Origin of the sequence: Mucilaginibacter calamicampi, from assembly GCF_042676765.1 — a bacterium.
GTDB classification, from domain to species: Bacteria; Bacteroidota; Bacteroidia; order Sphingobacteriales; family Sphingobacteriaceae; genus Mucilaginibacter; species Mucilaginibacter calamicampi.
The window spans coordinates 510,082-525,192 of sequence record NZ_JBHTHU010000001.1 but is presented as its reverse complement, the minus strand read 5'-3'; the positions used below and the strand labels follow the sequence as shown (position 1 = coordinate 525,192).

The 15,111-nt window shown below is 42.4% G+C and carries 11 protein-coding genes; 7 read left to right on the top strand and 4 right to left on the bottom strand.

Annotated elements, in window-relative coordinates; genetic code table 11:
- Nucleotides 1–151: 151 nt before the first annotated feature.
- Nucleotides 152–3,805, top strand: coding sequence for a carboxypeptidase-like regulatory domain-containing protein (locus tag ACFQZS_RS02305; protein ID WP_377096908.1), 3,654 nt, complete (start codon nt 152–154; stop codon nt 3,803–3,805).
- 235 nt (nt 3,806–4,040) lie between these two features.
- Here the strand turns inward: ACFQZS_RS02305 and trpA are convergent, their stop codons facing one another.
- The 4 genes from trpA to trpD all read right to left on the bottom strand — a co-directional run bounded on the left by trpA (nt 4,041) and on the right by trpD (nt 7,698).
- Nucleotides 4,041–4,814: a tryptophan synthase subunit alpha gene (gene trpA, locus ACFQZS_RS02300; RefSeq protein ID WP_377096906.1), complete on the bottom strand. Its 774-nt coding sequence runs from the start codon at nt 4,812–4,814 to the stop codon at nt 4,041–4,043.
- Between the two features lie 86 nt (nt 4,815–4,900).
- Entirely contained in the window at nt 4,901–6,082 is a 1,182-nt protein-coding gene (gene trpB, locus ACFQZS_RS02295) for a tryptophan synthase subunit beta (RefSeq protein ID WP_377096904.1), read from the bottom strand.
- Nucleotides 6,066–6,707 carry a phosphoribosylanthranilate isomerase gene (locus tag ACFQZS_RS02290; protein WP_377096902.1) on the bottom strand — a complete coding sequence of 214 codons (642 nt, stop codon included), beginning with the start codon at nt 6,705–6,707 and terminating at the stop codon, nt 6,066–6,068. Before ACFQZS_RS02290 ends, trpB begins: the two co-directional genes overlap by 17 nt.
- 1 nt (nt 6,708) lies before the next feature.
- Nucleotides 6,709–7,698, bottom strand: a complete 990-nt coding sequence (gene trpD / locus ACFQZS_RS02285; protein WP_377096901.1) for an anthranilate phosphoribosyltransferase — start codon at nt 7,696–7,698, stop codon at nt 6,709–6,711.
- 338 nt (nt 7,699–8,036) lie between these two features.
- Between trpD and ACFQZS_RS02280 the strand changes: the two genes are divergently transcribed.
- From ACFQZS_RS02280 to ACFQZS_RS02255, 6 genes are all read left to right on the top strand, one after another.
- Nucleotides 8,037–8,432 (top strand): hypothetical protein, encoded by a 396-nt coding sequence (locus tag ACFQZS_RS02280; protein WP_377096899.1) that lies wholly within the window; start codon nt 8,037–8,039, stop codon nt 8,430–8,432.
- Nucleotides 8,433–8,523: 91 nt separating this feature from the next.
- Nucleotides 8,524–9,660, top strand: a complete 1,137-nt coding sequence (locus ACFQZS_RS02275; RefSeq protein WP_377096897.1) for an efflux RND transporter periplasmic adaptor subunit — start codon at nt 8,524–8,526, stop codon at nt 9,658–9,660.
- 53 nt (nt 9,661–9,713) lie between these two features.
- Nucleotides 9,714–12,878 (top strand): efflux RND transporter permease subunit, encoded by a 3,165-nt coding sequence (locus ACFQZS_RS02270; RefSeq protein ID WP_377096895.1) that lies wholly within the window; start codon nt 9,714–9,716, stop codon nt 12,876–12,878.
- 3 nt (nt 12,879–12,881) lie between these two features.
- On the top strand, nt 12,882–14,333 hold the full coding sequence (locus tag ACFQZS_RS02265; RefSeq protein ID WP_377096894.1) for a TolC family protein: 1,452 nt from the start codon (nt 12,882–12,884) through the stop codon (nt 14,331–14,333).
- Nucleotides 14,334–14,463: 130 nt separating this feature from the next.
- Nucleotides 14,464–14,676, top strand: a complete 213-nt coding sequence (locus ACFQZS_RS02260) for a hypothetical protein (RefSeq protein WP_377096892.1) — start codon at nt 14,464–14,466, stop codon at nt 14,674–14,676.
- A 79-nt stretch (nt 14,677–14,755) separates the two neighbouring features.
- Complete coding sequence (locus tag ACFQZS_RS02255) at nt 14,756–15,073, top strand: hypothetical protein (protein ID WP_377096890.1); 318 nt, start codon at nt 14,756–14,758, stop codon at nt 15,071–15,073.
- The last annotated feature ends 38 nt before the right edge of the window (nt 15,074–15,111 follow it).

The window sequence follows — 15,111 nt, the reverse complement described above, 5'->3', positions numbered from 1 at the left end:
ATATCCTTGTTAGTGCAGGATGTTGCGCTACCAACTAAAAATTTAATTTTAGTTTAATAGTGGTATAATACTTTGTAATTTATAGTAACTTTAGTCTATACAAAACCCATAAACCAATTATACTGCTTAACCAGCCACAATTCTCTAAAAAGTGAATAGTAAGCATATCAATACTCTTAATTATTTGCATGGCGTAGCTATTGCTGTGTTTTGGGGTATTTGCTTATTGTTTTGCGCTCAGCACTCATTTGCATATGAACTTAGTGGTAATAAAGCTAACCCTATACAGGCAGACAGCACCCTATTTAATATTACAGGGCGCGTTACAGACGAAACCGGCCAGCCCCTACCCGGCGCAACGATTTTTTTAAGCAACTCAAAATGGGCGGCAGGTACAGACGGTGAGGGTAGGTTTAAATTAAGCGGCGTACCTGCAGGTAATTATGAAATGCTTGTGCGTATGATGGGTTTTGTAACCATTACACAACGTCTCACCATTTCAACCAAATCACTTAATATAAACTTTACTTTAAAGCCGGACGCTATTTCGCTTAATGAAGCGAAGATAACGGCTAAACCCGACGGAAACCGCGCCCGTTATTTAAAAATGTTTACAGAAGTATTTATTGGACAGTCGCGCATTGCAAAAAAGAGTAAAATTGTTAATAGTGATGTACTCAGGTTCAAATACATTAATGGCGCAGGCACTTTAACCGCCAGTTCTACCGACTTTATTAAAATAGAAAATGCCGGGTTGGGTTATAATGTCTATTACCTCTTAAATTCGTTTTCGTTTAACCGGCAAGAGCAATCATTTTCTTACAAAGGCAAAATATATTTTGAGGAACTGAAAGGCGACGAAAAAAAACAAAAAGAATGGGAACAGAATCGCTCGTCTGTTTACTATGGCTCCATGCAGCATTTTTTCAGAAGTCTTTATAACGGAACTACTGAGGGACAAGGATTTAAGATTTTTAAAATTGCCGACTCGGAGTTGCGTCAAACAGCCAACTATAACATTTCCGGTTCGGCGCGAGGCCGTTTGGCAGGTATATCCCGAATAATGATTGACCAGGCTAATATTAAACCTATTAATCCGGAGTTGCTGCTTAAAAATTCGGATTTGAACAGGGTTTTAAATCTACCCTTATTGGTAAATCGCAATGATACTACCCGTTTTTACATTTGTTATGTTCGCAAAAGTGAGCCTGTAGAGTTTTTAAACAGCGGCGCACATTTATATATCCCGGTGCCAAACGCGCAAATTTCAAGGCTTTATCAGTTGGATGATAATATAGTATTGAATAAAAACGGCACACTAAATTCGCAAAAAGGTGTAATGATTGAGGGCTTTTGGGGTTGGCAGCGTGTTGGCGATGTGTTACCGGAAGAACTGTTACCGGCAGATATAAAAGAGCAAACAACATTAGCGGCAAACTCAAACCAATTGCTGATGCCCATGCCCGTTGAAAAGATCCACATACAAATGGACAGGCCCTGGTATTTAACCGGCGACACAGCCTGGATGAAACTATATGTTGTGGATGCCTATAACAGGCCGTCTACAGATAGCAAAATTTGTTTTGTTGAACTGATAGACGGGAAGAAAAATATAGTTAAGAATCTGCGTTTACCTTTAAACGCGGGCATAAGCTGGGGAGAAATAGCGCTTAGTGACAGCCTGTTTAAAAATGGCACGTACATGCTGAGGGCTTACACTAATAATACCCAAAGCAATGGTAACAGCTTTTTTTACAAAACCGTTGTTATAGCCAACCTTAGTTCGGCACCGGCTAAGTTAAATGGTAATGCACTAACGCAAAATTCGCCGTCTGTTTCAGATAGCCTGAAACTTCAGTTTTTTCCGGAAGGAGGTACGTTGCTTAATTATATAGACTCGCGCGTAGCAATTAAAGTTTCGGCGTTGGGTAAACCGCTTAACAAAACATCAGGCTACATAGCCAACGAGGTTGGAAGCCATATAGCTAAATTTGAAACCGATGAAAACGGCGTTAGCGTCTTTAATTTAAAACCACAAAAAGACGGTAAATACCGGGCGGTGCTAACATTACCTAACGGACAAGAAAAACGCTTTGCTTTACAACAGGCACAGGCAGCCGGCGTTAATATGGCTGTAAAACAAAATGATAATGACATTATAGTATACCTCAACACTGCCGATCTCAATAGCCAAACTCCTCTTAACCTTGTAATTAAAGCTGCTGACAGAGTACAGTATCAAGCAGATAAGTTATTAGCTACAGGCCGGGACAGCATTGTTATTTCAAAAACAGAACTCCCGGCAGGTATGCTGCAGTTTAATTTATACGCCGCCGGTAGCAACGTTATCGCACAAAGAATGGTATATAATCAAACTAACAGAAAACTCAATGTAGCAATTACTTCTAACAAGGCAATATACAAACCATATGAAAAAGTTGACCTGAGTATTGCCGTAACTGACCTGGAAGGCAGACCCGTAAGCGGCAACTTTTCTGTAGCGGTAAATAATGAAGCGGATATAGCAGTAAATGATATAAACGCTAAAGATATATTTAATGATCTGTTAAGTACCGTTAAGTTAAAAAATTGCACAAATGATCTAAGCTATGACCTTTCTGCTATGGATGTAGAAACGCTTAACCGCCTGGATAATTTACTACTTACTGTTAAAACACAAAACGGTAAAAAACAAGCGTCAAGCCAATCGCAAGTTCTTAACGTGCCGCAAGACACGTCTTCCTTGCTGAGTGGGCAATTATTTACAGCTAAGGGAAAACCTGCAGCATCAAGTGTAGTTGGTTTGTTCTTTCCTACGGGAGGGCCTGCTTTAACTGCAGTTTCAGATGTGGACGGCAAATTTATTTTTAACAATATCCCGGTTAAAAGAGGCGAGCCATTCTACGCTGTAGCGAAAGACAAAAATAAAGGCCTGATTGTGGCAATTGATAAATATGAGCCTCCGATTATTGCAGACGAGATAATGACTGACACAACCATGAGTGATGACATTAACCGGTACATAAACAAAATTGCTAAAAGGATTGAAGAACTAAAAACAGGCAATATGTTGGGTATACAGCTCAATGAGGTACTTATAAATGAAAAGAAAAAAACTGAACCAACAATAAAGGATATGATCAAAGAGAGATCGTCTAACATGGGTGGCACGCCAGACCAGGTGGTAACCTTTATAGACTTGTTGGATTGCCAGGGAAGTAGTCTTGGCGAATGCCTTGCTTTAAAGCTGCGTGGGGTTATGGCTGTTGTAGATTCGCAGCACAACGTCTCATTAGTAGCACGTGGAAGAAGCAACAAACCAATGGCTGTTTTTGTTAATGGCATAGAACGACCTGACGGGCTTAGAACAATTTCGGCAGGGCAAGTATCAAGTGTAGAAGTTTTAAAGGGAAGCAACGCCGCAGCTTATGGTATGAGCGGCGGTAATGGCGTAGTTGTTATTACTACAAAAGGCGGCGAATTAGATTACTGGACCTTCGAACAGGAACATTACGCGCCAGGCTCTACAAAAACATCGCCTGTTAAACTATTCCGGTTTGAAAACGGTTTTGATACCGCGCGCGAGTTTTACGCTCCTGATTATACTGTAACATCCACAAACATTATTAATAGGTGGCGGCCAACCATTTACTGGAATCCAAATGTAAACACCGGTACAGACGGAAAGGCGCGGCTAAGTTATTTTACTCACAGCGTACCAAGCACCTACCGCGTTACTATTGAGGGGATAGATGATTACGGAAGAATTGCCAAACAGATATTTAAGTATACAGTTACCCAATAAAAGTGTTGCATGCGCGTATTTTATACCTATTTACAACAATCTGTTATACAGACAATTACACCAAATTTACAGCTAAATTTCCAGACGAATATGTCTGTTGCAAAGTGTTGCATGTTTAAACATTCAATAGTTATAAAAAACTGACAATCAAATACATGCAAAAACCAATGTTGCAAGTGTTGCAAAGTGTTGCCTGTATTGCTGCAACACCCGCATTCAGTAAAACACAGTGTAATTAGGCTTGCTTTATAGATTTAATAAAGGCCGGTATCTTTTGAAGGTAACTCTCCTCCCCTAACAGTTTAACAAACTTACTACCCACAATAGCGCCGCTGGCGTACTCGCAGGCTTTATCAAATGATGCCTTATCAGTAATGCCAAAACCTATAATGGTGGGATTGTTCAACTGCATTGCCTTTACCCGCTTGTAGTAATCTTCAATATTAACAGACACGTTCAAACTTCCCCCGGTTATAGATGATGATGACAGCAGGTAAATAAAGCTGTTACTCAACTCGTCTATTTTCCTGATACGCTCAGCCGAGGTTTGTGGAGTAACCAGGAATATGTTGCTTAGGTTATTGTTTAAAAAAAATGGAGCGTACATGCTTTCATACTCATACATGGGCAGGTCGGGCACAATTACGCCATCTACCCCTACCTCCGCCGCTTTTTTGCAAAAACGTTCTACACCATACTGCACAATAGGGTTTACATAGCCCATAAGCAGAATGGGGATGCTAACACGTTTACGCAGATCTTTTAACTGCTCAAACAACACATTCAACGTCATACCGTTATTAAGCGCCTGCTCTGAGCTATGCTGAATGGTAGGCCCATCAGCCACTGGGTCGGAATACGGAAAGCCAATCTCCAGAAAATCGGCACCGGCTTTTTCAAGCGCTTCGGCTATATCCAGCGTCGAACTCAATCCGGGGTAACCCGCCGTAAAATAGATGGATAAAAGGTTATTCTTTTTCTCTTGAAAGAGTTGGTTTAAGCGATTCATGGTTAGTTCATAGCTGATAGTTAACAGATCATGGATGTTGGTTGCAATGTTTTACTATGAACCATTAACCATGAACCATCGTCTACCTAATATCCAAAATGTTTTATATATGTGTCCAGGTCCTTATCTCCCCTGCCCGAAAGACAGATCACCACATTATCGTTTGCCTTAAATTTCATTTTCTCTAATTGCGCCAACGCGTGCGCCGACTCTATTGCCGGGATAATACCCTCCAACTGGCAGCATAACAAACCTGCCTGTAAGGCTTCGTCGTCTGTAACGCTGGCGTACTGCGCTCTTTTAATTTTGTACAAATGTGCATGCTGCGGCCCAATGCCCGGATAATCTAACCCGGCAGATATAGAATAAGGCTCAACAACCTGCCCATCATCTGTTTGCATTAAAATGGTACGGCTACCATGCAAAACTCCCTCGCGGCCTAAAAAGGTTGTCGCGGCAGAGTGGCCGCTGTCTACGCCTTTTCCGGCAGCTTCAACGGCAACTAGCTGTACGCTGTCTTCATCTAAAAAATGATAAAACATGCCTATGGCATTACTGCCACCGCCAACACATGCCATTACGTACTGAGGCAGTTCACTACCTGTTTGTTCAAACAATTGTTTTTTAGTTTCAAACGAGATGATGGATTGAAAGCGCGCCACCATATCAGGGTATGGATACGGCCCTACAACAGACCCTATAATGTAATGCGTATCAACCGGGTTGGTAATCCAATCGCGCAGGGCCTCATTGGTGGCATCCTTTAATGTTTTACTACCGGATGTAGCCGGAACTACCTTAGCCCCCAACATTTTCATGCGCGATACATTGGGTGCCTGCCGCGCCATATCTATCTCGCCCATATACACAATACACTCCAGCCCCATTAACGCGCAAACTGTAGCCGTGGCAACACCATGCTGGCCTGCTCCGGTTTCGGCTATAATGCGTTTTTTACCAAGGCGTTTGGCTAAAAGGATTTGCCCAATGGCATTGTTGATCTTATGTGAGCCGGTATGATTAAGGTCCTCCCGTTTAAGAAAGATGTTTGCACCGTATTTCTCAGAATATCGCTTTGCAAAATACAGCGGCGACGGCCTGCCTACATAGTCCTTCAGCAACTGATCAAACTCGGTACGGAAACCCGCCTCGCTAATTATTGACAAGTACTGCTGCCTTAGTTCTTCCACATTGGGGTAAAGCATTTCGGGCACGTAGGCCCCGCCAAAATCGCCGTAGTAGCCCTGCTCGTTAACTCCGTATTTCATTCGTGGTGTATTGTTTTACAATGGCAAATGCCTTTTTTAGTTTTTCTATATCTTTCATTCCCGGCGACGTTTCAAAACGACTATTAAGGTCGACTCCGTAAAACTGCGGGTGTTTAATACTTGCTATCTCGTGCAGATTGTCAATGCTTAGTCCACCGCTTAAAAAAAACGGAACATCTAAATGATAGTCATTTAAAATATCCCAGTTAAAGCTTTGGCCCGAGCCACCGTGCGCTGCTGTCTTGGTATCAAACAGAAAAAAATCAACACTTCCTGCGTAATTTTCTAACTGTTTAAAATCAAAGCTTTCACCCACTCCAAACGCCTTTAAAACTACAACTTTGTTTTTGAATGCGGCGGCAAAATCGGCACTTTCATTACCGTGTAACTGAATGGCGTTTAAGCCATACTCATCTATCAATTGCTGTATTTTTTCTGCGCTTTCGTTAACAAAAACACCGGTCTTTAAAATTGTTTCAGGAATATCGTTTAATCCGGCATCATCAAGGTTGTTTACATAGCGTGGAGACAGATCATAACGGATAAGCCCGATATAATCCGAACCCAACGCCGCTACAGCTTTTATATTCTCCGCATCGCGTAACCCGCAAACCTTAATTTTCATATCAATTGCCCAATAATAACTTAAAGCTTTTAAGCGCCTTGCTTTGCATAAGCGATTCTTCCGCCTCGTAAAAACAATCGCCGAAACTACTTAATGGCTTAATAGTTTTAATAGCAAGCGCTGCATTTACCAATACAACATTGTTTTGCGCCCCGGTTCCCTCGCCTTTTAAAACTTTGCTGAATATCGCGGCAGATTCCGGCACATCGCTGCCCCCTGCAATTTCTGTTGGATTTAAACGGGTAAAGCCTAAACTTTCCGGCGAATATATCTTTTCACCTTCTGATGAAAAAGTTTTAAAATCGCAAGTAAGTGACACTTCATCATATCCGTCAAGTGCGTTCAATATGGTATATTTCCTGTCAGAGCGTTGATACAAATAAGCGTACATACGTGCAAGTTCCAGGTTATATACCCCTACCAACTGATTTTTTGGCCTTGCGGGATTAACCATGGGACCCAGCATGTTAAAAAAAGTTTTAACTCCTAATTCGCGCCTGATAGGTGCTACAGTTTTCATGGCCGGGTGAAAAAGCGGAGCGTGTAAAAAGCAGATGTTGGCCGTATCAGCGTTTCTTTTAAGGGTATCAATATCATTTGTAAAACTGTAGCCCAGATACTCCATAACATTAGATGACCCGCATCCGGATGATACGCCATAATTACCGTGCTTTGCTACTTTATAGCCCGCGCCAGCAACAATGAACGAAGCCAGGGTTGATATATTAAACGTATCCTTACCATCGCCGCCCGTGCCGCAAAGGTCTATCATCTCCGCCCCTCCCATATCTACCGGCAGGCACAGATCCAGCATTGCATCCCTAAAACCCTCCAACTCGTTAACGGTGATATTGCGCATACAATAGGCCGTCATAAAAGCGGTAATTTGCGAGTTGTTATACTTGCCTATTGATATGTTGGTCAGTATCTCCCGCGCCTCTTCCTTGCTGAATGCTTTATTTTCAAAAAGATAATTTAATATCTGTTTCATAATTTAATTATAAGGGGTATTACCTAAAAATGATGTTAAAAAAAAAGGGTTACCAATTGGCAACCCTTAAGTATATTATATATAACACGGATTTGCCTTACGATCTCTCGTTAAGCCACCACCAGTTAATGTTTAAATTTCTTGTCATCATTTTAACTTCACAAATATGAAAATAGTTTTTTAAAAACGATGCTGTTATTTGAGATTTTTGCGACTTATTTATTAAATGGATTATATAAAGTATAGAAATTATAATATTTTTATTACAAAGGCTAAAATAATATCAATTTATTCAAAAAAGATTGATTTTATTACTTTTTTATCGCTAAATTCGCAGTATGCTGAAAAGATGGAGTATTATATTTCTTTCTGCATGGCTGATCAACTCAGTTATATGGTTTCAGGTGCCTGCAAGTTTTGTAGACATAAATTCATCATGTACTGATACATCAGAAGAATGCCTGCTGGAAATGAGCTCGTTGCTAAGCACCGCGGTACATTTTTACGAAGACCTTAACGAGGACGATGGCAACCATTCCCATAAAATAAAATACCGCAACCATTTTTTAATTAACCGGATCTCATCACCGGCTATATTGGCTCCTGCGCTGCAGCTATTTTCCATTTGTAATACTATACCTACTACAATAAAGCTTTATGTTGGTAAATACCGTACGGTAAGCCACTTTTTGCCAAGTTACTACAACTTCTTGTTCAGGCTAAGTCCGTTCTGATTTAACTGTTTATTTCGCACAACGCATACGCGTTTTTTTTGGTGATATCTACCGCACAGATATCAAATACATAGCTTAATATAACAACATCATGGCAACGATAAGATCAATATATAAATGGCTATTAGTTATCGCTATACCGGTTTACATAACCGGGTGTACGGCTAATAGTCAGGACAATACACAACAAACTCAATCTATTGCACAATTACCGGTGGTTACGCTTACCGCCCGCGACACCGTTTTAGAAACCCCATACGTAGCTGATATACAAGCCATACGGAATGTAGAAATAAGAGCCCGTGTTAAGGGATTTTTGGAGAAGATATATGTGGATGAGGGCAAATCAGTTACAAAGGGCCAATTGCTTTTTAAAATAAGCGACGAGGAATACCGCGTTATGCTAAGCAAAGCTAAAGCAGCCCTGAGCAACGCCATAGCTGCCGCCCGTGCAACAGAGGTAGAAGCCGAACGTATAAAATTACTGGTTGATAAAAAGGTTATCTCAAAATCAGAACTGGAAGTGGCCCTTGCTAAATTAAATGCAGATAAGGCCACCATAGACGAAGCACGTTCTTCTGTTCAAAGTGCCGAAAACCATTTGGCTTATACCAATATCCGCGCACCATTTGACGGCATAATTGACAGAATACCACTTAAGGCCGGTAGTTTAATTGATGAAGGCACCCTGCTTACCGATGTTTCTGATATCTCGGCAATGTATGCCTACTTCAGTTTCCCGGAGAATGAATACCTGAGGTATCAGCGTGCTGAGAGAAATAAGGTATCAGACCCTAATGTTAAACTGGTACTTTCTGATGGCAGCGCTTATCAGCATCCGGGAAAGATAGAAACCATTGAAGGGCAAATTGAACAGTCAACCGGGTCTATTGATTTTAGAGCAAAATTTCCAAATCCAAACAGGTTGCTTCGCCACGGAGCTACCGGCAAGCTGTATATTTCATCAACTGTTGATTCAGTAATACTGGTTCCGCAACAGTCGGTATTTGATGTACAGGACAAGAGCTACGTGTACGTAGTAGATAAAAATAACATGTTGCACATGCAAAGTATTGCACCGGTTACCCGCCTTGCACATTATTATGTGATAAAAGACGGCCTTAAACACGGTGACAAGATTGTGTATGAAGGCACGCAAAACGCACGCGATGGCATGGTAATACAACCTGTTAACGCGTCGGCCGGTAAAAAACTGGCTATGAAATAGTAAGCCTTTTAAAGGCTGGCATTCGTTTATTATTTTATCTAACGTACTACCTTATGTTCGAAATGTTCATCAGGCGGCCAATATTGTCGCTTGTTATTTCTCTGCTTATTGTGTTGGTGGGTGTGCTGGCTTTATTGCAGCTTCCTATAACACAGTTTCCTGATATTGCCCCGCCAACTGTTACAGTAACAGCTAATTATACGGGTGCAAACGCCGAAGTTTGCGCTAAGGCGGTGGCTACGCCGCTTGAGCGTTCCATTAACGGTGTACCTGGCATGACCTACATGTCAACCGTTTGTACTAATGATGGTCTTACCGTTATAGAAGTTAATTTTAACGTAGGAACTGACCCCGACCAGGCTGCTGTTATTGTGCAGGGCCGTGTGTCAAAAACACTCGATGAGTTGCCCGAAGAGGTAACAAAGGCCGGTGTTCAAACCGAAAAAGAGGTAAACAGTATGCTGTTATACCTTAATATTATCAGTGAAGATGATAAACTGGATGAAAAATTCATCTACAACTTTGCCGATATTAATGTTCTGCAAGAGTTAAAACGTATTGACGGCGTTGGCTATGCGGAAATTTTGGGCGCTAAAGAATACGCTATGCGTGTATGGCTTAAGCCAGACCGTATGACGGCTTACAAAGTATCTACAGATGATGTTATTGAAGCCATACGTGCTCAAAACGTAGAGGCTGCGCCAGGTAAAACCGGGGTAAGTTCTGATAAGTCGCCGCAATTACTTCAATATGTGTTGCGGTATCCCGGCAAATTTTTTGAACCGGAAGAATACAAAAACATTGTTGTTCGCGCTGATGCCAACGGATCTGTTTTAAAACTGCGAGAAATCGCTGATGTAGAATTTGGATCGCTTAACTACGGCATGGTTTCAAAAACGGATGGCAGGCCTTCCGCATCTATTATGATCAAACAGCGCCCCGGCTCAAACGCGCGCGAGGTTATTACCAATATAAAAGCACGCATGGCCGAACTCAAAGAAACACAGTTTCCGAAGGGAATGGGCTACAATGTTAATTATGATGTGTCGAGGTTTCTGGATGCTTCTATACACGAAGTTTTACGCACACTGGTTGAAGCATTTATACTGGTATTTATAGTGGTTTACCTGTTTCTGCAGGATTTCCGTTCAACATTAATATCCGGATTAGCTGTACCTGTCGCGCTTATAGGGACGCTGGCATGTATGCAGGCTTTAGGATTCTCTATTAACCTGCTTACACTGTTTGCATTGGTACTAGCTATTGGTATAGTGGTGGATAATGCCATTGTAGTAGTTGAGGCAGTACACGTAAAAATGAGTGAAGAACACCTCTCTCCTATGGATGCTACTATTGCTGCCATGAAAGATATCAGCGGTGCAATTATTGCCATAACATTGGTAATGTCGGCAGTGTTCGTTCCGGTAGCTTTTATGACCGGACCTGTCGGCGTTTTTTATCGTCAGTTTTCTTTAACGCTGGCCTTCTCTATAGTAATTTCGGGTATAAACGCGGTAACACTAACACCGGCTCTTTGCGCCCTTATGCTCAAACCCCACAACCCTGCTGGGCATAAAGGAGCGCTGAGCCGGTTCTTTGATAAATTTAACCATGGCTATAATTCGGTGGCCGATAAGTATACAGGCATTACCGCTAAAATAGCCGGTCGTAAAGCACTTACTATCGGGGTGCTGGCGTTATTCTTTGTAGCCACTTGGGGCTTTAATGCAATATTGCCCACCGGCTTTATACCTACGGAGGATCAAGGTGTTATCTACGTTAACGTAACTACGCCTCCGGGAGCTACAGTTGAGCGTACAGAAAATGTTTTATCGGCCATTTATGAGCAAACCAAGTCGCTTAAAGCAGTTGAATCGATGTCAACCCTTGCGGGTTTCAGTTTGGTTAATAACACCGCCGGCGCGTCCTACGGAATGGGAATGATAAATCTTAAACCGTGGGATGACCGTAAAGAAACGGTTAATGATATAATAGCGCTATTGGCGGAAAAGACAAAAGGCATATCCGATGCCGATATCCAGTTCCTTCCACCACCTACCGTACAGGGTTTTGGTAACACCAGCGGGTTTGAATTCAGGGTACTAGACAAAAGCGGTACCGGCAACCTGGTTAAAGAGGCAGAGGTTACTAACGCCTTTGTAAATACGCTTAATAACACACAACAGATTGAAGGTACAACGAGCAACTTTAATGCTACTTTTCCGCAATACCTTGTTTCAATAGATCAAGCCGTGGCCGCGCAGAAAGGTATCACTATTGACGAAGCCATGTCTACGCTTCAAACTTTAATGGGAAGCTACTATGCCTCTAACTTCATTCGCTTCGGCCAAATGTATAAGGTTATGGTACAGGCTTCGCCTGAATACCGGGCCAAACCCGAGGATCTGTTGCACCTGATGGTAAAGAATAACAAAGGTGAAATGGTACCCTTTTCAACGTTTATTACCTTAAAAAGGGTATTAGGCCCTGAACAGGTTACCCGCTTTAACATGTATACATCGGCCATGGTTACCGGCGATGCGGCTGCAGGTTTTAGTAGTGGCGATGCTATTAAAACCATAGAGGAAAAAAGTTCAGAGCTGCCGCGCGGTTACGTATTTCAATGGTCGGGTATGACGAGGGAACAGATATTATCAGGAGATCAAACGCTTTATGTATTCCTTCTGTGTTTAATATTTGTTTACCTGCTACTTTGCGCGCAGTACGAAAGTTTTTTACTACCGCTTCCGGTTATACTTTCACTGCCCACGGGTATTTTTGGCGCTTTCTTCTTCCTGAAAATTTTAGGGCTCGAAAACAACATTTACGCGCAGGTGGCATTGGTAATGTTAATAGGCTTATTGGGCAAAAACGCTATCCTGATCATCGAGTTCGCGGTGCAACGCCAACGCCAGGGCGCAACGGTATTGCAGGCAGCAGTTGAAGGCGCTAGTTCGCGTTTACGCCCTATCCTGATGACATCCTTTGCATTTATTGCCGGTTTAATTCCGTTGTGTATAGCGACAGGGGCCGGTGCAGTGGGTAACCGCTCAATAGGTACAGCAGCCGCGGGAGGTATGTTATTCGGAACAATTTTCGGGGTATTTATCATCCCGGGGTTGTATGTAATCTTTGCCTCAATGGGCAAAAAGAAACCTGATCCGCAGGCCGTACCGGTACAAGTAATAGAACCCGAGCATTTAAACCATCATCAATAAACAATGCTACACACTATAAAACACTATAAGTTCTACACCTTCATCCTGCTACTTGTTATAGCGGCGGGATGTAAAAATTATAAGGCCATTACCGTAAAATCAGACAAGGCATTACCAGCGATCTTTGAAAAACCGGCTGCAGACACCGTTACCATTGCGGCTTTACCTGTTAAGAATTTCTTTGCTGATTCCTTTTTAACACGCCTTATTGATACTGCCTTTCAATCAAACCTTGATATGCAGGCCACAATGCAGCGCGTTGAGATGGCGGCTGCCAGTTTCAGGTACAATAAATCGTTGCTGTTACCTACAGTTGATCTGAACGTAAGTGCCGGGGCAGACCGCTTTGGCAAGTATACCATGAATGGCGTTGGTAATTTTGATACCAATTTTTCAAACAATATTAACAGCGATCAAAAAGTTCCTACCAGTCCTACGCCCGACTTTTTCGCCGGTGCGCGCAGTTCATGGGAAGTTGATCTGTGGGGTAAGCTAAAAAACCAAAAAAAGGCGGCATTGGCGCGTTATCTGGCTACACAAAGTGGCTACAGGTTAATTGCTACCGAATTGACAGCCCAAATAGCCGCCAATTATTACGAACTGCTGGCACTTGACAGCGAATTGGGTATTATCAAAAAAAATATCACCCTACAGGAAAGCGCGCTTGAAATTGTACAGATACAAAAGTTGGGCGGCCGCGCCACCGAGCTCGCTGTACAGCAATTTGTTGCACAACTGGCTTATACCAAGGGTTTGCAGTATGAAGTATCGCAGCAGATAACGGAAACGGAAAATGCTATTCGTTTGCTTACCGGCAGCTTTAACCGTGCTATTCCGCGCGATACTTCTATTATAACGCTGGCGGAACCACGGCAGTTAAACACAGGTATACCCACCCAATTACTGCTTAACCGGCCAGACATAAGGCAAGCCGAATTGGAACTAACCGCGCTTAACGCGGATATCCGTTCGGCGCGGGCCGCGTTCTTCCCGGCGTTAACCATTAACGCCTATGGGGGCTACAATGCGTTTAGAGGAGCGTTGTTGTTTAATCCGGCATCGGCAGTGTATGGTATTGTGGGTGGACTTACTGCCCCGGTGCTTAACCGGCGACGTATTAAAGCCGATTATGAATATAAAGTTGCTGAAGCCAAAGCCGCTTTATACGACTATCAAAAAACCATTATTGGCGGTTACCAGGAGGTGATGAACAGCTTGCGGGGGATGGATAACTTTAGACGATACTACCAGTTTAAGCAGGAAGAAGTAACGGCTTTAAACAATGCTGTGAGTGTGTCAAGGGATCTTTACCTGGTTGGCCGGGCAACATACCTGGAAGTTATTACCGCGCAACGCAATGTGCTTGATGCCGAATTGCAATTAGCGGTTACTAAAAAGAACATATTTTTAAACGAAGTGAACCTGTACCGCGCCTTAGGCGGTGGTTGGCGTTAAATTTTTTTTGTAAAGTTGGGGGTAGGGATCAATTGGTCTCTGCCCTTTTTTGTTTAGGCCCTCCGCTATCCACCGCTGAAACAATTTAAAGTACGCTATGTTAATCTGCTATACTTTAAAACAACCTGCTATGAACAGAACTGTTGGAATTATAATGATAGTGATTGGCGCAGTTATGCTGATCTGGACCGGTTTTACCTACACAAAAAAAGAAAAAATAGTTGACGCGGGGCCTTTAGAAATATCTGCAGACAAAGAAAAAAGCGTTAGCTGGCCTCCATACGCCGGCGGTATCTTACTTGTGGGCGGCATAATTGTATTTGCTACCGGCAAAAAATCATAAGATTAATGCAGGCATAACATAAAATTTACTTAATGCAAGTTTGTTGCTTTTGGTTTTTATGTTACCTTTGTCGAACCTTATGAAGAATAGGACAACAACAATTTTAGTCGCATTTGGCCTGCTTCTGTGTTTTATTACAGGACAAGCCATTGTTTTTACACACAGCCACGTTGCATCTTATTCTAAAACAACTCCATCAAAACACAGTTCATCTACATCAAACGAGGAAAACTGTAAAATTTGCCAGGCCAATCATAATGCTACGGCACTTTTAAGTGTCGATTTAAATCACACCGTAATTTACGGTACGGCTTATAAGCAGGTTCAGGCTACAGCCCTCTCCTATCAAAGCATATCATTGGTGCTTGCGGCAACGCGCGGGCCACCCCTTGCTTAACTGAAACAAACATGCCTTTTAAGGCATAATTAATCCTT

Bases quoted from the DNA above. Each gene is read 5' to 3' on its own strand.
- ACFQZS_RS02270 (WP_377096895.1), top strand. From the start codon at position 9,714: ATGTTCGAAATGTTCATCAGGCGGCCAATATTGTCGCTTGTTATTTCT.
- ACFQZS_RS02255 (WP_377096890.1), top strand. From the start codon at position 14,756: ATGAAGAATAGGACAACAACAATTTTAGTCGCATTTGGCCTGCTTCTG.
- ACFQZS_RS02280 (WP_377096899.1), top strand. From the start codon at position 8,037: ATGCTGAAAAGATGGAGTATTATATTTCTTTCTGCATGGCTGATCAAC.
- trpD (WP_377096901.1), bottom strand. From the start codon at position 7,698: ATGAAACAGATATTAAATTATCTTTTTGAAAATAAAGCATTCAGCAAG.
- ACFQZS_RS02265 (WP_377096894.1), top strand. From the start codon at position 12,882: ATGCTACACACTATAAAACACTATAAGTTCTACACCTTCATCCTGCTA.
- trpB (WP_377096904.1), bottom strand. From the start codon at position 6,082: ATGAAATACGGAGTTAACGAGCAGGGCTACTACGGCGATTTTGGCGGG.
- trpA (WP_377096906.1), bottom strand. From the start codon at position 4,814: ATGAATCGCTTAAACCAACTCTTTCAAGAGAAAAAGAATAACCTTTTA.
- ACFQZS_RS02275 (WP_377096897.1), top strand. From the start codon at position 8,524: ATGGCAACGATAAGATCAATATATAAATGGCTATTAGTTATCGCTATA.
- ACFQZS_RS02260 (WP_377096892.1), top strand. From the start codon at position 14,464: ATGAACAGAACTGTTGGAATTATAATGATAGTGATTGGCGCAGTTATG.
- ACFQZS_RS02290 (WP_377096902.1), bottom strand. From the start codon at position 6,707: ATGAAAATTAAGGTTTGCGGGTTACGCGATGCGGAGAATATAAAAGCT.